13 protein-coding genes are annotated in these 20176 nt (G+C 67.8%); 8 read left to right on the top strand and 5 right to left on the bottom strand.

Annotated elements, in window-relative coordinates; genetic code table 11:
• Nucleotides 1-22 precede the first annotated feature (22 nt).
• Nucleotides 23-571: a carboxymuconolactone decarboxylase family protein gene (locus ACFU97_RS20585; protein WP_384258360.1), complete on the bottom strand. Its 549-nt coding sequence runs from the start codon at nt 569-571 to the stop codon at nt 23-25.
• Between the two features lie 188 nt (nt 572-759).
• Here ACFU97_RS20585 and ACFU97_RS20580 point away from each other — a divergent pair, with 188 nt between their 5' ends.
• On the top strand, nt 760-1413 hold the full coding sequence (locus ACFU97_RS20580) for a TetR/AcrR family transcriptional regulator (RefSeq protein WP_384258357.1): 654 nt from the start codon (nt 760-762) through the stop codon (nt 1411-1413).
• Between the two features lie 256 nt (nt 1414-1669).
• Nucleotides 1670-1969 (top strand): antibiotic biosynthesis monooxygenase, encoded by a 300-nt coding sequence (locus tag ACFU97_RS20575; protein ID WP_384258355.1) that lies wholly within the window; start codon nt 1670-1672, stop codon nt 1967-1969.
• 493 nt (nt 1970-2462) lie between these two features.
• Here the strand turns inward: ACFU97_RS20575 and ACFU97_RS20570 are convergent, their stop codons facing one another.
• The gene (locus ACFU97_RS20570) at nt 2463-3632 is read right to left on the bottom strand and encodes a DUF3103 family protein (protein WP_384258353.1); all 1170 of its coding nucleotides are present in this window, start codon (nt 3630-3632) and stop codon (nt 2463-2465) included.
• Nucleotides 3633-4175: 543 nt separating this feature from the next.
• Between ACFU97_RS20570 and ACFU97_RS20565 the strand changes: the two genes are divergently transcribed.
• Nucleotides 4176-6443 carry a M4 family metallopeptidase gene (locus ACFU97_RS20565; protein ID WP_384258350.1) on the top strand — a complete coding sequence of 756 codons (2268 nt, stop codon included), beginning with the start codon at nt 4176-4178 and terminating at the stop codon, nt 6441-6443.
• Between the two features lie 479 nt (nt 6444-6922).
• Nucleotides 6923-8524: a long-chain fatty acid--CoA ligase gene (locus tag ACFU97_RS20560; protein WP_384258348.1), complete on the top strand. Its 1602-nt coding sequence runs from the start codon at nt 6923-6925 to the stop codon at nt 8522-8524.
• 58 nt (nt 8525-8582) lie between these two features.
• On the opposite strand, the gene ACFU97_RS20555 is transcribed toward ACFU97_RS20560, so the two are convergent.
• The gene (locus ACFU97_RS20555; protein WP_384258345.1) at nt 8583-10385 is read right to left on the bottom strand and encodes a helix-turn-helix domain-containing protein; all 1803 of its coding nucleotides are present in this window, start codon (nt 10383-10385) and stop codon (nt 8583-8585) included.
• Between the two features lie 142 nt (nt 10386-10527).
• Here ACFU97_RS20555 and ACFU97_RS20550 point away from each other — a divergent pair, with 142 nt between their 5' ends.
• Both ACFU97_RS20550 and ACFU97_RS20545 read left to right on the top strand, forming a co-directional pair.
• On the top strand, nt 10528-11916 hold the full coding sequence (locus tag ACFU97_RS20550; protein WP_384258343.1) for an MFS transporter: 1389 nt from the start codon (nt 10528-10530) through the stop codon (nt 11914-11916).
• Entirely contained in the window at nt 11838-13748 is a 1911-nt protein-coding gene (locus ACFU97_RS20545) for a tannase/feruloyl esterase family alpha/beta hydrolase (protein WP_384258341.1), read from the top strand. Before ACFU97_RS20550 ends, ACFU97_RS20545 begins: the two co-directional genes overlap by 79 nt.
• A 43-nt stretch (nt 13749-13791) precedes the next feature.
• Here the strand turns inward: ACFU97_RS20545 and ACFU97_RS20540 are convergent, their stop codons facing one another.
• Together ACFU97_RS20540 and ACFU97_RS20535 are read right to left on the bottom strand one after the other, a co-directional pair.
• Nucleotides 13792-16155, bottom strand: coding sequence for a glycoside hydrolase N-terminal domain-containing protein (locus ACFU97_RS20540; protein ID WP_384258338.1), 2364 nt, complete (start codon nt 16153-16155; stop codon nt 13792-13794).
• Between the two features lie 295 nt (nt 16156-16450).
• Entirely contained in the window at nt 16451-17479 is a 1029-nt protein-coding gene (locus ACFU97_RS20535; RefSeq protein WP_384258336.1) for a LacI family DNA-binding transcriptional regulator, read from the bottom strand.
• A gap of 487 nt (nt 17480-17966) precedes the next feature.
• On the opposite strand from ACFU97_RS20535, the gene ACFU97_RS20530 reads away from it, so the two are divergent.
• Complete coding sequence (locus ACFU97_RS20530) at nt 17967-19277, top strand: extracellular solute-binding protein (RefSeq protein WP_384258509.1); 1311 nt, start codon at nt 17967-17969, stop codon at nt 19275-19277.
• Nucleotides 19274-20176: a carbohydrate ABC transporter permease gene (locus tag ACFU97_RS20525; protein WP_384258334.1), complete on the top strand. Its 903-nt coding sequence runs from the start codon at nt 19274-19276 to the stop codon at nt 20174-20176. The genes ACFU97_RS20530 and ACFU97_RS20525 overlap by 4 nt, the downstream gene beginning before the upstream one ends.

Genomic DNA, 20176 nt, shown 5'->3' with positions numbered 1-20176 from the left:
CGGACGCGGCGGGGCCCGGCGATCAGACGCGCGTAGCGGCCGGGTTGACGGCGGGGATGTCGATGTCGGTCTGGTTGACGTTGTTGATGAAGTTGGTCAGCAGGACCTGCACCGCCACCGTCACGATCGCCAGGATCTGCGCGTCGGTGTACCCGGCGTCTCGCACGGCTGCGAGGTCGGCGTCGCTGACCTGACCGCGGCTTTCCACCACCTGCTGGGCGAAACGAGCGACCGCGGCACGCTGAGGGTCGATCGAACCGCCGGCCCGGGCCAAGTCGATGTCATCGCTCGACATGCCGCCGAGTTCAGACGATACGTAGGTGTGCATCGCCAGGCAGTAATCGCAGCCGTTGGCCTGTGACACGGCCAGTGCGATGGTGTGCCGCGTCTTCGCGTCCAGAACCCGGCTCAAGGTGCTCTGCAGGGTCATGACGACGTCGAGGACGGTCGGGTTCGACGCGAGGGTCGCGAACATGTTCGGGATGAAGCCGAACTGTGCGCCGATGTTGTCGAGGATGCCCTTCGCGCCGTCCGGGACGTCGTCGAGAGAGGGAACGTTCAGGCGTGACATGGCGAATCAACCTCCGGTGAGTTGTGAAAGGTCAGCGTCGGGTCCAGGGCGGTTCTTACCGCTGCAGAGATCCGGTCGCCGTTGTGACGGCGAACTCTGCGACATTTTTTGGGCTGCCAGGCCCACTTCCTGGAGTGAACACCACTCGTTTCTGGGCTGTCAAGCCCAATCTGGTGTATCGTCGAAGCATGGTCACGACTACTGCAGCTCCGGCGCCTCACGAGCTCACATCGAAGGGGCGGGCAACGCGTGCCCGCATCGTGGAGCACGCTGCGGAACTCATCTACGCAAAGGGAGTCCACGCGACGAACAACGAGCAGCTCCGCCGCGCCGCCGGCGTCAGCGGATCGCAGCTCAACCACTACTTCCCGACCAAGGAGAGTCTCGTCCTGGCCGTGATCGCCTGGCAGGCCGAGCGCGTCCTCACGTTCCACCGCGACGAGCGGTTCACCGGCTTCGACAGCCTCGACGCGCTCCGGGAGTGGGCGGATTTCTACGTCGGCTACGAGCGTGCCTACCAGGAAGGCTGCACCCTCGGTTCCCTGGCGAGCGAGATCATCAAGACCGACCTCGACGTTCATGACGAGCTCGCGGGTGCGTTCGACCAGTGGAGGGGGATCTTCCGCGATGGCATCGAGCGCATGCAGCGACTCGGCCGGATCAGCGCTGAGGCAAACCCCACGCAACTGGCCCATCTGTTCCTCGCCGCCTTCCAGGGCGGCATGCTCCTCGCCCAGGTCGCGCGGGACATCGCTCCACTGAAAGACGCGTTGCAGGCGGCCATCGACCACCTGCAGACCTTCGCCACGTCTCCCGACGACGGCGTATTCCAAGCTCGGTAGCCGCTTCCACGCGTACAGGTCGGCGGAGTGTGCCGCGGTGCACGTCGTTCCGTGTCGGGGCAAGGCGCCCGTGTACGAGGCTGCCGCCGGCATCGCGGACACATCGCCGTCGCTCCGCGGCAACATGCACCGCAAGGTTCGGGCTGACGGCTGGCAACCAGCGTGCGCATGGTGCCTCTGCGAGTAGGGCTTGCCCTTAGCCGCACACCATTTCCCGTACAGTCAAGATTGTTTGCCGACCGTCGAGGAGGCTGTTGTGCCCACCATCGAACTCACCCGATTCCGCGTGGAGCCCGACCGCGCATCCGAGTTGCTGGCAGCCCGTCCCGCGATGCTCGCCGACTTCCGGGCGGACCGTGCCGGCTTCCTCGACGCGCACTTGATCCAACTGCCTGACGACGAGTGGCTCGACATGGTGGTCTGGCGGAGTTCGGAGGACTTCGCCGCCTCACGGTCCAAGGGTGCCAACCTTCCCGGAATCGCTGCCTTCTTCGGCGCGATCGCCGAGCTCGTCAGCTCCGAGGAAGGCACTGAGTTCGACATCGCGGAGGCATGACCGGTGCGCGCAGCCCGTTGCGTGCGGCGGTGCCTGCCGTGCCAGCTCCCGACCGGCAGCGGGAGAGGCTCGCCGGCCGGCCGAGCGCCACGGTCGATGGTGGCGGGGACAATGCCTGGCCGCCAATCCAGGGCAGGTATGTGATCCCGATTGCCGGCACGAAGACTCCGGGGTATCCGATCGACAACGCGGGCGCGGCTGACCTGCAGCTGTGTGCGGTCAGTCCGGCCGGGCGCGACAGCGTTCCGCCTCCGGTCGGCGCACCGTCCTGAGGCGATGGCCCGGCGGCGGAGTTCCAGGTGCCGGCCACGCGGCCGCCGGGTGGGCCAGGCATGCTTCGGCGGAACTGAATCGGTGCAGTCCTCCGCTCCGGTGAGGAAGGGGTCCGGGGACATCAAGCGATGTCCCCGGACCCCGGCTGTGTCCACGCGGCGCTGCCGCCGACCAGGACACGTCGGTCCGACGCCGTGTGCCGTAACGGGCCGAGGGCGGCTCAGAACTGCTGCACGAAGTACGGTTCCACGGTCATCCAGCCGTTGCCGCGGGCTCCGTAGCGAGTGCCGTTGTCACTCTGGGCCAGGGTGTACCAGGAGTCGACGTAGTCGGGGTCGTCCGTCCACCAGTCGTCGGGCATGGCGTCCAAGAGGGCGTTGACCAGAGGGATGTACGTACCCTGATCGGTGATGGTGAGCAGTGCGGTGGCGAGGGCCTTGGCGAGATCGCGGTAGTTGGTGCTGCCGTCCTCCTCCATCATCACCGCGTCGGCCAAGTTGTACTTGTAGTTGGACCAGTTGACCAGGATCTGGTTGGGCCGGTAGACCGTTCCGTCATTGTCGAGATACGGCATGTCGACGGGGTCGACCCGCACTTTGCCGTCCTGTCCGAAGCCGGTGACCAGCGTGTAGATCTCGGCATCGCCCTTGATCCAGGGCTCCTCGTCGTCGGACAGCTCCACCGCTGAGATGCGGGTGGTCCAGAAGCCTCCTGTGGCCGACATCGCCCGCGTGCCGGCGGCGTGCTCGGCGGTCGGTGTGGCCGAGGCCAGGCCGTAGCGGTGGAGTTGGTCGTTGAGCACGCCCAGGCCGGCGGCCAGCGCCTTCGAGCTGTCGATGTCGATGACGTACACCGGCCGGGAGGGCGCACGGCGGGCGTCGACAGGGTGAGCCGTGCCCCGGCTGTCGTAGGCGACGGCCGTGGTGGCGTCGTCGGCAGCGGTGGCGGGGACAACCCAGGGCGCCACCCCTGCGCTCAGCGCGCGGCGCATCGACTTGTCCCCGAGCCGAAGGCGCAGCAGCGAGCCGACGCCGGCGGCGTCCAGGCCCTTGGCCGCGGCGATCCGCTGATCAGCCGCGGTCAGCGTGTTCGTCAGGCCGGACGGGCCGTCGTGCCGCGCCAGCGCGGTCAGGGTGACCTCCTTGGAGGCCAGGGCGGCGTGCCGGAGACGGGCACGCCAGGTGCCGTCGGCGAGCGAGCGGGCCACCGCGCGTGCGGCCTGGTCCTGTGCGGTGGTGACGGCCGAGGCGGGCGCTGGTGCGAAGGGCCTCGGTGTGGAGGGCGCTGGGGCCGTCGGTGGGGCAGCGGACGTCTGGCCCGCCGACAAGGCGAGCAGGGAGGCCGCGGCGGCGCCGACGGCGCAGAGTCTGAAGGGTTGAGAGGGTCTCACTTGGGTCCTCCTGGGAGCGGTGGGGGTGTGCGCGCTGTCAGGTGGAGCGGGTGGAGCCTGGTGCATCTATGCGGGTAGACCGCCGATAACCATCATGAGGGGGACATGACACTCAAGCAAGAGTGAGTTGCGCGAAGCAGGGCCCAACTCCCCGCGAAACATGAGTGATTGACGCCTCGTCGACCACGAGCCGACGGCCGATTCTCCCGTCCGTCACGTCGGGGACGCCTGCCGGTATGTGGCCCTACCCCCTGTGCGACGTCCGGGCGCGGCCGAAAAGGGAGTCATACGGTCCGATTTGCCTGCCCTGCATGGTCAATTCAAGCCGTTCATTTGACCAGCGCATGACATACGAGGTCGAGTGATGTCACTCTTCTGCGGAAGTTCACCGTTCCTTGACGGATTCGCCACGCGGCGCAGCCGCATCATCATCCCCCACCTCCTTCCACCCGCATGCCGTGCAGCGCTCCGGACCGGCACACCCTGCCGCTCCGCCTCGTCCACGGTCCCCACCACGGGCCCGTCGTACTGAAGGAGAACCCGTTGCCCCTGCGACACCGCACCCTTGAGCGGCGCAGACGCGCCACCGCCCTCGCCCTCGTGGCCGTAGGGTCCATGCTCGCTCTGGCCACTCCCGGCCTCGCAACCGCAGCTCCCGCGACCCCGGGTCCCGCGAAGATCACCGCCACTCCGCGGGCGGGCGCCGCCCCGACCTCACTGACACCCGCCCACCGCACCGCCCTGATCAAGAGCGCCCAGTCGTCGGCGGCCGCAACAGCGCAGCAGATCGGTCTCGGCGCCAAGGAGAAGCTCGTCGTCAAGGACGTCATCAAGGACGCCGACGGCACCACGCACACCCGTTACGAGCGCACCTATGCCGGCCTGCCCGTCCTCGGTGGCGACCTCGTCGTCCACGACAAGGGGGGCCGCACCACCGTCACCAAGGCGCACGCGGGGAACCTCTCGGTGTCCTCGCTCAGCCCGAAGATCACCGCAGCGGGAGCCGCCGACAAGGCCGAAGCCGCCTCCAGGCGCGCCGACGCCAAGGACGCCGAGACGCAGAAGAAGCCCCGGCTGGTGGTCTGGGCCGACGCCGGGAAACCTGTGCTGGCCTGGGAGAGCGTCGTCGAGGGCGTTCAGAAGGACGGTACTCCCAGCGAGCTGCAGGTCGTCATCGACGCCGCCTCCGGCAAGCAACTTCTCGCGGCCGAGAAGGTGCACACAGGTTCGGGCACGGGCCAGTTCGTCGGCACGGTCCCGCTCGGCACCACGCTGTCCGGATCGACGTATCAGCTCGTGGACCCCGACCGTGCCGGGCACAAGACGTACGACCTCAACCAGGGCACCTCGGGCACCGGCACGCTGTTCACCGACGACAACGATGTCTGGGGTGACGGCCAGCCGTCCAACCGTCAGACCGCCGGCGTCGACGTGGCCTTCGGCGCCGCGGCCACCTGGGACTACTACAAGGACACCTTCGGCCGCAACGGCATCCGCAACGACGGGGTCGCCGCCTACAGCCGTGCCCACTACGGCAACAACTACGTCAACGCCTTCTGGCAGGACTCCTGCTTCTGCATGACGTACGGCGACGGCTCGGGCAACACCCACCCGCTGACCGCACTCGACGTGGCGGCCCATGAGATGAGCCATGGCGTCACCGCGGCGACGGCGGGACTGGTCTACTCGGGCGAGTCCGGAGGCCTCAACGAGGCGACCTCCGACATCTTCGCCGCAGCCGTCGAGTTCTACGAGAACCTCCCGGCCGACCCCGGCGACTACTTCGTCGGTGAGAAGATCGACATCAACGGTGACGGCACTCCGCTGCGTTACATGGACAAGCCCTCCAAGGACGGTGCCTCCCGCGACAGTTGGAGCTCCACGCTGGGCGGTATCGACGTCCACTACTCCTCGGGTCCCGCGAACCACTTCTTCTACCTGCTCTCGGAGGGCAGCGGAGCCAAGACCGTCAACGGCGTCGACTACGACAGCCCGACGTACGACGGCCGGCCCGTCGCCGGCATCGGCATCCAGAACGCCGCCGCGATCTGGTATCGCGCGCTGACGACCTACATGACCTCGACGACCAACTACGCCGGTGCCCGCACCGCCACCCTGTCGGCCGCCGCCGACCTGTTCGGCGCCTACAGCCCGACCTACCTCGCGGTCGCCGACGCCTGGGCCGCGATCAACGTCGGCAACCGCATCGCCCTGGGTGTCAATCTCGCCCCGACAGCCGACCAGATCAGCGGCGTCGACCAGGCGGTCAGCCTCCAACTGGACGCCTACACCACCAACACCGGTGCCTCGCTGACCTACGAGGCCACCGGGCTTCCCGACGGCCTGAGCATCAGCCCGAGCGGTCTGATCAGCGGCACGCCGACCACGCTCGGCACCAGCGACGTCACGGTCAAGGTGACCGACAGCACCGGAGCGTCCGTCTCGGACACCTTCAGCTGGAAGATCGCGTACGTCTACGCCAACGCCACCCGCGTGGACATCCCCGACAACGGGGCCGCCGTGGAGTCGCCGGTGACCATCACCGGCCGCGACGGCAACGCCTCCGCGACCACCTCGGTCTACGTCAACATCGTCCACACCTACCGCGGTGACCTGACCGTCGACCTGGTCGGCCCGAACGGCACCGTCTACTCGCTGCTCAACCGCAGCGGCGGCTCCGCCGACAACGTCGACCAGACCTTCACGGTCGACGCCTCCGCCCAACCGCTCAGCGGCACATGGAAGTTGCGCGTGCAGGACCGGGCGTCCATCGACGTCGGGTACATCGCGCGCTGGCAGCTGACGCCCTGACGCCCTGACGCTCTGCCGTACATCGGCCGTACTTCGCCGCCCGGGTCTTTTGGGACCCGGGCGGCGTTGTCGGCGGCTCGGAGCCTTTCGGGAAGCGGGGGAGTGGGGGTCGAGCGCGCAGGACGCCAAGGCGCCGCAGACGAAGGGGACTTCGTAGGAGCCGGCGTGCGGTGTGAGGAACCGCCGCCGAAGCAGGCCGACGAGTAGGAGGTTCTCACCTCTCGTCGATCCGGAACCGCACCTAGGGTGACGTGCGGCACGCAGCGGAAGCTGCATCAACAGGGCACGCAGTTCCGTGTGGCGGACCCGCCGACCGAGAGGAGCAGACCCATGCCTGATCAGTCCCGCGTCGCGATCGTCGCCGCAGTCTCCTTCCCCATCAACGAGGAAGCCTCCCTCACCCTCGACCCGACCCTCCACCTCGTGCGTGGCCCCCAGTGCTGAGGACGGCCGGGGCAGTCGACGTCATGGACGGCCTGATGCAGCCGCGTCCGCTCACCATCGCGCACATCCTGGAGCGAGCCGAGCGACTCTACGCGCACAAGCACGTCGCAACCGCCGGCGCGCAGCGGCACACGTATGCCGAAGTGGCCCTGCACGCACGGCGTCTCGCCACCGTGCTCGACTCCCTCGAAGTCCCGGCCGGCGCCCGCGTCGCCACGTTCGCCGCCAACGACCGACGCCATCTCGAGCTCTATCTCGCGGTGCCGGCCACCAAGCGGGTGCTGCACACCGTGAACATCCGGCTCTCCTCGGAACACCTCGAATACATCGTCAACCATGCCGAGGACGACGTGGTGTTCGTCGATCGCCGACTGCTCCCACGGATCTGGCCCAGTGCCGACCGGATGCCGCGGGTACGGCACTGGGTGGTGCTGCCCGACGGCAGCCGGACGGCGATCCCGTCGGACCCCCGCATCCTGGACTACGACGAACTGCTCTCCGGTGCCGACCCGTTCACCGGTTCGTTCGAGGACGCGTTCTCACTCGCGGAGGAGAACCTGGCCTCCGGGCTGTGCTACACGTCGGGCACGACCGGACGGCCCAAAGGCGTGCTCTACAGCCACCGTTCGACGGTCCTGCACTGCCTCGGCACGCTGGCGGCCGGTCTCATCGGCCTCAGCGAGAGCGATGTCGTGATGCCGATCGTGCCGTTCTTCCATGCCAACGCCTGGGGGCTGCCCTACGGCGCGATGATGGCGGGCGCCTCCTTGGTCCTTCCCGGCCACTCCGCGGATCCAGCTCACCTGCTGCGGTTGATGGAAGCCGAGCGGGTCACGGTCGCCGGTGCCGTTCCCACGGTGTGGACGAGTCTGGTTCCCCGGTTGAGGGACCACGATCTGAGCTCCACGCGGTTCCTGCTCGGCGGTGGTTCCGCCGTTCCTCCGGCGCTGTCCGAGGCCTATCGCACCGCGCTCGGCGTACCCATCACCCACTCCTGGGGGATGACGGAGGTCAGCCCCGTCGGGGCCATCGGCGGTACGCGTAGCCAGCACCGGGAGGCGACCGCGGAAGAGCGGGTGGCGGTGCGGGCGGCCCAGGGCCAGCCGCTGCCCCTGGTGAATGTGCGGATCGTGGACGTAGAGACGGGACGGGAGTTGCCGCGCGACGGCCACGCCGTCGGCGAACTGCACGTGTCGGGCCCCTGGGTGGCGAGCGGCTACTTCCGGGTGGGCGGGGACGGCAGCTTCACCGACGACGGCTGGCTGCGTACCGGCGATCTGGCCACCATCGACGGCGACGGCTACCTGCGCCTCGTGGACCGGATCAAGGACCTGATCAAGTCCGGAGGTGAGTGGATCTCCTCGGTGGAGCTCGAAGCCGCCATCGCCTCGCACCCGGATGTCGCCGAGGTCGCCGTGATCGCCCGCCCGGACCCGCGATGGACGGAGCGTCCCGTCGCCTACGTGGTGCTGCGCGACGGCAGCGACCACACGGCCGAGGAACTCCTGCGGCACATCACGCCGATGGTCGCCAAGTGGTGGCTGCCCGACGACATCGTCTTCATGACCACGTTGCCCAAGACGGGCACCGGCAAATTGTCGAAGACCAGCCTGCGGGAGTCGATTTGCCTCAGCTGAGAGGAAGTTGACCCGCCGACGAGTTGGGACGCGCCTCCGTCCGGTGGTGAGGCGCGTCTCACGGCTGCGACGGGGCGGCTGCGATCGCTCTGAGCTGGTGCAGCCGTAGTCCTAGTCGCAGTTCCAGGTCCTGCTCGCGGCGCCAGTCGAGGTCGAGGACGCTGCTGGCACGGTCCAGTCGCTTGAGCAGCGTATTGACGTGCACGTACAACGCCCGGGCGGTCGCGGCGACGTTGGTGTGGTGGTCGTAGTAGGCGCTGAGGGTGTCGACGAGATCGGTGCCACGTCGCTCGTCGTAGTCCAGGAGCGGGCCGATGGAGTCGGAGATGAAACGGTCGAGCTCGTGGACCCGTTCGGTGTCGAAGACCATGGCGTAGAGGGCGTATCGGCCCGTGGTGGCACCCAGGTCGGTGTGTCCGATGCCTCGCACCACGGCGCCGCAGCGACTGGCCAGGGAGAAGGCGCGTGCCCAGTCGTGATGGACCACCCGTTCTCCGATGACGACGACGGGGCCACCGAGCGCGCGGCGCAGTTGCTGATGGACCTCCTCGACGGTCCGGTCGTCGTCGGCGCTGTGCAGGATCATCGTGGCCCTGCCCAGGTGCTCGCCGGCCAGTCCGGAGCGGTCTCGGGCGATGCCGTGCAGGTGGCGCGAGAGGTCGGTCGACGACACCGCGGGCGCGTCCGCGACGAGGACCAGGTCGAGGCCGTCGGCGTCGATGTTGCGGGCCTGGGTGCGGGCGCGCTGGGCAGGGCTGATCCCGGGGCTGCCGACCATGAGCTCGGTCAGGAGCTCTCCGCTCAGTCGCTCACTGGCCTCGGCGACGGCCCGCTCCTTGAGGATGAGCAGCCCCAGGATGTGGGTGGCTCGCTCGAGGGTGCGCAGATCCGTGTCGTCCGGGGCGCCGTGGTCGGCGACTTCCTCCCGGCTCCACGCGAGTGCGCCCAGGTGACTGTCGCCCGCTCGGACCGCAGCCACGCTGTGCGCGATTCCGGCGGCGTCGACCGAGTTGGCGCAGCGGCCCGAGCGGCGTGCCTCCTCGACGGCGTCGGCCAGGTCGATCTCCGACGGAGTGCGGCACGGATGCGATGCCGAGTCCCTGCGGGCGAGTTCGCCGCCGGTCCTGTCCAGGAGCGTGACACTTCCGCCCAGTTGATCGGCGAGAAGCTGCGCGACGTCGCCCGGTGTCCCGCCCTCCAGCACAACACCGGTCAGGGCTTCGTGGATTGCCTGCGCGCGCTCCATGACAGCCACATGGTCCTCGATCTTCCGATACGCGACCTGCAGTTCCTGCAGGGAGGTCCGGCTCGCCTCGTAGAGACGGGCATTGTCGAGGGCGACCGCGGCATGGTCGGCGAACGCGCTCAGCAGCGCGATCTCGTCGGCCTGGAAGGACCGTTCGGAGCGGTCCGCGGCGAACAGCGCGCCCACCGCTTCACCTCGGATGACCAGGGGCACTCCGAGCAGCGCGACGAGTCCCTCGGCGTCGACCAGGCGGTCGAAGTTCGGATCGTGGTGGATCAGGGTCGTGGAGGCGTAGTCGCGCACCCAGTGCGGACTCCGGGAGGCCAGCACCTTGCCACCGAGCCCCACGTCGGCCGGTATGCAGGCCGCGAGGAACGAGGCGGAGATCGTCCCCTCCGACGCCCTGGCCGACAGTCTGCCGTCGTCGCCCACCAGCGAGAGGTAGGTGAAGTCCGTGCTGATCAGATCGTGGGCGTGGTGGACGATCGACTGCAGTACCTCGTCGAGTTCGCCCAGCGCGGTGAGTGACTTGGCGGTCGCGTACAACGACGCCAGTTCGCGCTGTCGGCGCACGAGCGAGTACGGCTCCGCCGCGCCACCGGAGTCGTTGACCACAGGGCCGGTCCCTTCAGCATCGGGTGGGAGATGGTTCCACCGAGTCGGTGTGAGGTGTGTGTGATGTACACCTCAACCAAAGGGTAACGGCGCCCTAGTGTCACCGCCATCACCTGCTGTGCTCTCGATGAAGGCGGCATGTATGGCAACCCCGCTCGTTCAACCCGAAGGACAGTCCGGTCGGCTCGGCGTCGGCGTGTCCGCCCCTCCGCGCCGCGCCTCGCGCAAGCTGCTGGCCGCAGGGCTCCTCGCCAGCTCGATCGAGTGGTACGACTTCTTCCTCTACGGCACCGCGGCGGCCCTGGTGTTCCCGCGAGTGTTCTTTCCGCATTCCTCGGCTCTGATGGGGACCCTTCTCGCCTTCAGCACGTTCTGGGCGGGCTTCGTGGCGCGTCCGATCGGCGGGGTGCTCGCCGGACACCTCGGTGACCGATACGGACGTAAGCCGGTCGTCGTCACCTGTCTGGCGCTGATGGGGGCCGCGACCTTCCTGATCGGATGCCTGCCCAGCGCGGCGGCCGTCGGTGTGCTCGCTCCGACACTGCTGGTCATACTGCGCTTCGTACAGGGGCTCGCGGCCGGCGGCCAGTGGGGCGGCATCGTGCTCCTCCTCACCGAGTCCGCCAGCCCCAAACGGCGCGGTTTCGCGGGGACTTTCGGCCAGACCAGCGTCCCTGTCGCCGTGATCATCTCCAACCTCGTCTTCGTGGCCGCCAGTGCCCTGATGCCGGACGACGCCTTCCTCAGCTGGGGTTGGCGCATCCCCTTCCTGGTCAGCGTCGTGATGTTCGTGGTGGTTCTCTACATCCAGGCCAAGGTGGAGGACACGCCGGAGTTCCGCGAACTGCAGCGGGAGGTGTCGCGGCCGGAGAGCGGGGTGGTGCGGGCTCCGCTGGCCCAGGTCGTGCGCAGCAAGTGGCGGACCATTCTTCTCGGCTGCGGTCTCCTCTCAGCCACCAACAGCCTTTTCTACGTGAGCATTTCGGGACTGCTGAGCTATGGCACCGACTCACTCGGACTCGAGCGCAACCCCTTGCTCGCGGTCGTGCTGATCAGTTCCTTGGCGATGCTCGCGACCCTCCCGTGGTCCGGGCACATCTCGGACAAGATAGGCCGACGGCCGCTGATCCTGGTCGGTGGACTCGGCGTTGCCGTATGGGCCTTCCCGTACTTCTGGCTCGTCGACACGGCGTCGCTGCCGCTGATCTTCCTCGCCGTGATGGTCGGCTTCGTGTTCCAGTGCCTCACCTACGGCCCGATCGCGAGCTTCCTCGGTGAGCTCTTCGCGCCGAGCGTGCGCTACTCGGGCGCGTCGCTGGCCTACCAGCTCTCCGCCATCATCGTCAGCGGCGGCACGCCCTTCCTGATGACGGCACTCATCGCGAAGACCGGGAGCACCCTGCCGGTCGCCGTCTACATCATGCTCATGGGTCTGATCACCTTCGCCAGCGCATGGTTCCTGCCCGAGACGAACTCCGCCGAGGTCCGCGACGACCCGAACGCCACCCCGGGCGCACACCTCTACGGCTGAGGGGTTCCGGGGCCGCAGGTGGGCGACCAGAGCCGCGCGAGAAAGACCTGTGCCGCAACGACGGCGAGAACGCCACGGAGACAACTGCCCTCCGTGCCTACGAGGTTCAGAGAAGAGGCCGGCGTGAGTTCAGGGAAGGGGCCAGCGTGAGGAGACCAACGGCAAGAGGCGCACGCACGCGTCGGATCGCGGCGCTTGCGGCCATGGTTGTGCTGGCGGGCGCGATTCGGGTCCTCGGGGCCGGACCCGCCACCGCGACGACCTCGGCCGAGGCCGACCACTTGACGGCGGTGCCGCGATGCGCCGCGCTCGAACAGGTGACGATCCCGGCATCGGCCATGAGCCTGCCGACGACCGGCGGTCGCGTCGAGTCGACGGCGGTCATGACCAGTCTGGTCAGTGGCGAGACGATCGAGTACTGCCAGGTCGACGTCGACATCTTCCCAGCCGACCCGTCGGCGCCCGACATCAAGATGCGCATCGACCTGCCTTACGACTGGAATCGTAAGGCGATGATGTTCGGTGGCGGCGGCTACAACGGCACCATCCCCGACCTGACGCAGAACGTGCCGTTCGGCCCCACGGATCAGCCGACGCCCTTGGCCCGCCGATACGCGACGTTCGCCGGCGACTCCGGTCACCAACAGAGCCCGGCAGCCGTTCCCACCCTGGACGGGTCGTTCGGCGTCAACGACGAGGCCCTCAGCAACTTCGCCGCCGGCGACGCACTCAAGAAGACGCGTGACGCGAGCCTGTTCCTGATCCGGCTCGCCTACGGCATGCATCCTGCCGAGGTCTACTTCGCGGGAGGCTCGACAGGCGGCCGCGAAGCTCTCGTCGTCGCCCAACGGTGGCCGCAGGCGTTCGACGGCGTGATCTCCGCCTATCCCGCCTGGAACAACCTCGGCGAGGTCCTGGACCTGGGGTATCTCGCACATGTCCTGTCCCGCCCCGACGCCTTCCCGGGACCCGAGAAGCAGACACTCCTCTACGACAGCGTCATGAACGCATGCGACGGCGTGGACGGCGTCAAGGACGGCGTCATCTCCAACCCGGGCGGCTGTCACTTCGATCCGCATGCGCTTCGCTGCCCAGGCGGTGCCGACGCCGGTCCGACCTGTCTGTCGGACCCTCAGATCAGGTCCGTGATCACCATGTCCTCCCCGTTCAGGTGGCCGTATCGGATCGCCAGCGGTGAGACCGAATACCCCGGCTTCCCATTCCTGTCGGGGGCGGACATGAGGACTCCGTTCCTCGGATTCGGCGTCACGGCACCAGCCGATCCCATGCCCGTGACGAGCGGCTACGGGATGCAGTACTGGGACCAATGGGTCAAGTACTTCCTGACCCGGGACCCGCACCACAACTCCCTCGACGTCGATCCCCGGCATCCCGGGAAGTGGCTCGACCGCATCAGTCACCTGTCCACGATCGAGGACCGCAACAACGCGGATCTCCGCCCGTTCGCCCGCGCAGGCGGCAAGCTGATTTTGCTTCACGGCGCCGCGGACGAGCTGGTCTCTGCTCGCTCCACGAGTGACTACTACCGGCGGGTACGCGACCAGTTGGGCCCGGACGCGACCCGCACCTTCATGCGGTACTACCTCGTACCCGGGGCGAACCACGCGAACTTCGGCACGCCGGCGTTCCCCGCCGGCTGGGACTCCCTCACCGCGCTCGAACGGTGGGTGGAGAAAGGACAGGCGCCCACGCAGCCGACCGTGACCGACGTGACCCACCACCGCACACGTCCACTGTGCGCGTATCCCGACTGGCCCAGGTATCGCTCGGGTGATCCGGACAGCGCGTCGAGCTTCGTGTGTACGCACTGACGGTGGCTGCGGAGGTGCCCGTCAGGGCACCTCGGGGCACCTCTCAGGGAATCTTGATCGTCACGGACTTGCCGGTCTGGAGGCTGATCTGCTTGCGGAAGGCGCCCGCGCGCAGTTCCGTCCTGGTGCCTCCGACACTGCGGATGGTTGCCGAGGTCGCCTTGCCGTCGCGCCAGGACAGATCGACGACGAAGCCGCCCCGAGCGCCGGCGCCGGTGATCGAGCCCTTGTCCGCCCAGGCGTCAGGGAGTGCGGGCAGCAGCTCGATCACGCCGGGACGCGAGTACAGGAGCATCTCCAGCGCGGCGGTCGCGCCGCCGAGGTTCGCGTCGATCTGGAAGATCGTGTAGCTGCCCTGGCTGTACATGTCGAACCAGTTGGCCGAGGTGCCGTTGCTGTTGGCGACCGACGGCCGCAGTACGTTCAGATAGAGCTGATACGCCTTGTCCGCGTTCTTCAGACGCGACCAGCACAGGGACCGCCACGCGCACCCCCACCCGAAGGTGTCCATGCCCCGGGCCGTGAGCAGGGCGCGTACGCCGTCGAGCAGGTCCGCGGGGCTCCGGTCGGCGGATACCCGGTCGCCGGGGAAGAAGCCGATCAGTGGGGACAGGTGCCGGTGGGTCGTCTCGCCGAGGTTGTCGGGGCTCATCCACTCCTCCAGCCAGCCGGTCTTGGGGCTGACGCGCGGAAGGTAGAGCTTGTCCTGCATGGCGGTCAGGTCCGCGGCCAGCTCCGTGTCCCGGCCCAGTACGCGGGAGGCGGTCGTGAACTCCTCGAACAGCTCCCAGGCGAGCTCCTGCGCATAGGTGATGCCCTTGCTGTCCGGCCCGTGCTCCGGGGACCACGCGGTGTCATCGATGAGCACTTCGCGCGAAGTGCCGTCCGCATCGGTCACCTTGGTGGTGATCAGGCGGGCCTGCCAGAACTCGGCGGCGCCCTTGAGGACGGGGTGGATGAGCTCCAGGTACTCACGGTCCTGGCTGTACTCGTAGTGCCGCCACAGCGAGTTGCACAGCCACGCGTTTCCGGACGGATGCCAGACCCAGCCACTGCCGCCGTAAATGTTCGTGGAGAACGCCACCGCCCAACCGGCCACCTTTCCGCTGCTGTTGCGGAACCGGTTGTGCTCGTTGTTGAAGAGACGCTTGGTGACGTCGGTCCAGACGGGCAGTTGCGACACGCAGTATCGGGCGAGGGCGTACGCGTTCTCACCCAGGCCGGCGGGGTCGGCCAGCCAGTAGTTCATCTGGACGTTGATGTCGGTGTGGTAATCCGCGTACCAGTCGGGGGTGTTGTTGTGCACCCAGATGCCCTGCAGGTTCATCGGGAGCCAGTCGCGGGATCCGGTGATGGTCAGGTAGCGGCCGTACTGGACGTAGGCGGCCTCCAGTTCCGGATCCGGGGTGCTCCGGTCGGTGTAGCGCACCGCGATCCGCGACCACGAGTCGAGGGACCGCTGCACGGGCGTGGACCTGCCCAGATCGATCGTGAACCGGTTGTACAGCCGCTGGTAGTCGGCCACATGCGTGGTGAGCAGCTTGGTGCCGGACACTCGGGCTGCGGCGGTCACTTTGCCCTCGGCGATGGTGAGCGGGTCGCTCTTGGCGTCGCGGAAGTCGCTCGCGGCATCGGGCGAGTAGTTCGTGCCGCCGCACAGCACGATCATCAATTCACGGCAGTCGGTGAAGGACAGGGTGTCGTGGTCCACGCTGATCCGTCCGGTGCTGCTGACCGCCGTCACGGCGGCGGCGTAGCGCAGACCGTTGGCGAGCTTGTCCGCGAAGGACAGCCGTCCGTCACCGCCCGTCGTCGTTTCGCCGTGCGTGCCTTCCAGCGAGATCGTGCCGGTGTGCGGTCCGCCGGTGAGCCGGACCACGACGACGTCGTCCGGATGGCTGGCGTACACCTCGCGGCGGTAGCGGACTCCGTTGAGGCGGTAGCTCGCGGACACCACGCCGTTGCTCAGGTCGAGTTGGCGCCGGTATCCGCTCAACGCGGCTCCTGAGTGGCCGGGCAGGGCGATCCGGAGTTTGGCCAGCAGCCCGAAGCTGCCGAAGTCGTCCTTTCCGTAGGGGAGTTGGCCGTCGTCGGTCAGCGTGTCATTGCGTCCGCCACTCCAGAACGCGCCGTCGGTGAGGTAGAGGAAGTCGTCGGCCGGGTCGCTTCCGACCAGCGCGCCCAGCCGGCCGTTGCCCACCGGCAGGGCTTCCTGGATGATGCGCGCTTCGTCGGCGGGCGTGCGGTACCACATCGTGGTGGCCTCGCCCTCCGGCACGAGGTGCACGTCGCTCGGCCGGTCCGGCGCGGCGTGCGCCGTGAACGCGGGAAGGCCGCCGGCGAGGGCGAGACCGCCACCGGCGGCTCCGCCGATACGAAGGAAATCGCGACGAGAGGAAGCGGGCACGGGGGTTCCTTCCGGGATGACGGGAGCGCGCGAGTCCGAAACGTAGGTGACCTGTTTCGGTCATGTCAACGGACGGAACGCCTTTTCCTCCGATCTTTAGCGAGCAGGATCTTGGAGTCTGCGGTTCTTTTGCGCATACATAAAGAGGTATGGGTTACATAGCGCTGCAACAATCACCCTTGAGATCGGATGTATTAGTAGGTGGGGCAGCGTAGGCACATGACTCCGCGCACACCCTGCACCACGCTCCGGCTGTGCAGCGAGGTGCAGGGTGGTGCAGGCACGTCACCTGCGGTCACTTACGCGTCGAAGTCTCCTGCCGGGGCGGCGCTGTCGAGGCGCGTACCACGAGTTCGGTGGCGAGTTCGATGTGATGGGACTCGACCTTCTCGCCGTTGGCCAGTCGCAGGGCGGTGCGCAGGGCGGCACCGCCCATCTCCCGTAGTGGCTGGCGCACGGTGGTCAGGGGCGGCGATGCCATCTGGGCGAGGTTCGTGTCGTCGAAGCCGACCACGCTCAGGTCTTCGGGAATGCGCAGGCCTCGGCCGCGGGCGGTCTCGATGACACCGAGGGCTATCTCGTCGTTGCCTGCGAAGATCGCTGTGGGCGGCTCCTGCAGGCCGAGTAGCGCCGCGGCGCCGAGCAGGCCGGTCTCGTACGTGAACTCTCCGGGCCGGACATACGCCTCGGGTACCGCCGCTCCTTCCGCCTCCATGGCGGCGCGGTAGCCGTGCATGCGTGCCTGGTTGCACACGGCCATGGCCGGTCCGCCGAGATAGGCGATGCGGCGGTGGCCCAGCGAGAGCAGGTGCCGGGTCGCGGCCAGGCCGCCGGCGAAGTTGGTCGCCCCGACGCTGTGGACCCGGCTGTCCGGCAGGTGCAGCGGGTCCAGCACCACCAGCGGCAGCCCGGCCCGGGCCAGTTCCTTCAGGTGCGCGGCGGTGTACACGCTGGTGACCGCGATGACGGCGCGGCGCCCGGCTGAGACCAGGTCCCGGGCCCAGTGTGGGGCGCGGGACGCCTTACTGATCACCACTGAGGCTCCCAGTTCGGCGGCGGAGTCGATGATCCCTTCCAGGGCTTCGGCCACGTACGACTTCAGGGCACCCTTGAACTGCACCTCGATGGTCGGGCTTTCCAAGGTCTCGGTGTGACGGAACACGGGGGCCAGGTAGTCGTGCTGACTCAGCAGCTCCTGCACGCGTGCACGGGTCTGCGGCGCCACGTCACCGCGACCGTTGACCACTTTGGACACGGTCGCGACGGAGACCCCGGCCGCTTGGGCGATATCCGCCAAAGTGGTGCGCCTGGTGTTCGGTCGCATCGGTCCTCCCAGTTGTACGTCCACCGGTGTGGTGAGCCGCCGGGTGGGCCGGCAACGCGGGTGGAACCGGTCAACCCTATGGCACCTCGGCAGGGAACTCGTCCGCAGGCCGTACCCGGCCGGGACGATCGCCGCCGTGCCCTCCGGTCCGCGTACCGGCCCGGACCGGCACGGGCGGAACCGGATCCCGTCCACCTGGCACGACCCGTGGTGACAGCGCATCAGGCGCAGCCATTCGATCTTCCCCTCTGACCTCATCTCGCAAAACTTCGAAACAGTTTCGGCCTCCGGTCAGGTATCTCGGCAGCCGTTTTTGCCTGATACTACGCAGCTGGATGCTGTCCGATGCCGTGCCTGCACATGTCTTGACAGCGCGTCAGCTCGAAACCTAATTTGCACGACAGAAATCTGGGAAGGCAGTTTCGAAAAGGTTTCACCACGACTCACGAGAAGCCGGTGGCTCTCGAGTGCGGAGAAGATCATGGCGATACCCCTCTCCCGACGTACCCTCCTCGGCCTGGCCGCCGGTGTGCCGGTCTCCGCGGCGCTGGCGGCCTGCGGCTCGTCCGGTCCCGGCAAGAGCGGCGGTGGAGCCACGTACTGGTACCTGAACGGCCAGCCGCAGGAAGGCGTCAGGGCGGGCGCGGTGGACGCGTTCAACAAAGCCCACCCGAAGACGCAGATCAAGGACACCACCTTCCAGAACGACGCGTACAAGACGAAGATCAAGACGGCCATCGGTGCCGGGCAGGCTCCGACCATCATCTGGGGCTGGGGCGGCGGGACGCTGCGCACCTACGTGGAGGCGGGTCAGGTCGAGGACCTCACCTCATGGTTCGACGAACACTCCGAGGTCAAGAAGAGGCTGTTCCCGTCCTCGTTCGCAGCGGCAACCGTCGACGGCAAGATCTATGCGATGCCGTGCGAGACCGTGCAGCCGATCATCCTGTACTACAACAAGAAGGTCTTCGACCGGGTCGGCGTGAAGCCGCCGGAGTCCTGGGACGACATCATGGCGCTGGTCCCCAAGTTCAACGCGAAGGGCATCGCACCGTTCTCCCTCGGCGGTCAGTCCCAGTGGACGAACATGATGTGGCTGGAGTTCCTGTTCGACCGCATCGGCGGTCCCGAGGTGTTCCGGGCCGTCATCGAGGGCGAGAAGAACGCCTGGTCCAACCCGGACGCCATCAGCGCGCTGACCAAGGTGCAGGAGCTGGTCAAGGCCCACGGGTTCATCAAGGGCTTCTCCTCGATCACCGCGGACTCCAACGCCGACCAGGCGCTGCTGTACACCGGCAGGGCCGCAATGATGCTGCACGGCGCCTGGTCGTACGGCATCCAGCAGGCCGACGGAGGGGACTTCGTCTCCAGCGGCGGGCTGGGGTACATGAACTTCCCGCCCGTTGAAGGCGGTAAGGGCGATCCGAGCAACACCGTCGGCAACCCCGCCCAGTACCTGTCCATCTCCTCGAAGGCCGGCGCCGAGGAGAAGAAGGTCGCCAAGGAATTCTTCGCCACCGGCGTCCTGCAGGACGCCGAGGTGAAGCGGTGGGTCGACAACGGGTCGGTTCCCATCCGGCTGGGCACGGAGAAGGTGCTGGCCGCCTCCAAGAGCGCCGAATTCCTCAAGCTCACCTACGACATCGCCAGCAAGGCCAAGACGTTCGGTCAGTCCTGGGACCAGGCGCTGAGCCCGACGGCCGCCGAGACGCTGCTGGACAACATCTCCAAGTTGTTCCAACTGTCCATCTCACCGCAGCAGTTCGCCCGCAACCTCAACGCGGTCATCGGCAAATGAGCGCGCTCACCAGCCATCCGCCGCGCCGCGAACCGCGCAGCATCCTGCCGTGGCTGGCGGCGCCGGCGCTGGTGGTCTTCGTCTGCTTCGCCGTGATTCCGCTCGTCGGCGTCTTCGCGCTGAGCTTCACCACCTGGGACGGGATCGGCGCCATCCACGCGTCCGGACTGACCAGTTGGCGTACGGTCCTCAGCAACCCCGGTCTGCCGCACGCCCTTTGGGTGACGTTCCTTGTGATGATCGTGTCCTGGGCCGTACAGACTCCTCTGAGTATTCTGCTCGGCACCTACATGGCCGGCCGCCAGCGCTACCGTGCGGTCCTGGGCGTCGTGTACTTCATCCCGCTGCTGCTCAGCTCCGCGGCGATCGCGGTGACGTACAAGGCCCTGCTGGACCCGAACTTCGGCCTGGGTGCCGGGCTGAAGATCAGGGCGCTGAGCCAGGACTGGCTGGGGCGGCCCGGGCTCGCCTTCGGCGTCGTCGTCTTCGTCGTCTCCTGGCAGTTCATCCCGTTCCACTCACTGATCTACCAGGGTGGTGTCCAGCAGATTCCGAAGTCCCTCTACGAGGCCGCGCAGTTGGACGGCGCCGGACGGATCCGCCAGTTCCTCAGCATCACGCTGCCCCAGCTGAAGTACACCATCATCACCTCGTCCACGCTGATGGTGGTTGGATCCCTGACCTTCTTCGACCTCATCTGGGTCCTGACCGAGGGCGGTCCCGGAGACGCCACCCGGGTCCTCGCGCTGGACATGTACAAACGGGGCTGGCGGGCCAGCCAGATGGGACCGGCAAGCGCCATCGCGGTCATCCTGGTCCTGGTGGGCCTCGCCCTCGCCCTGCTGCTGCGCCGGCTCGGAGGCCGGGACGCCGGTGCGAGCCAACTCGAGGGGGTCTGA

Origin of the sequence: Streptomyces sp. NPDC057616, assembly GCF_042800575.1 — a bacterium.
Taxonomy (GTDB): domain Bacteria; phylum Actinomycetota; class Actinomycetes; order Streptomycetales; family Streptomycetaceae; genus Streptomyces.
Note: the sequence above shows the minus strand (reverse complement) of the source record. Positions and strands in the feature narration are given on the sequence as shown.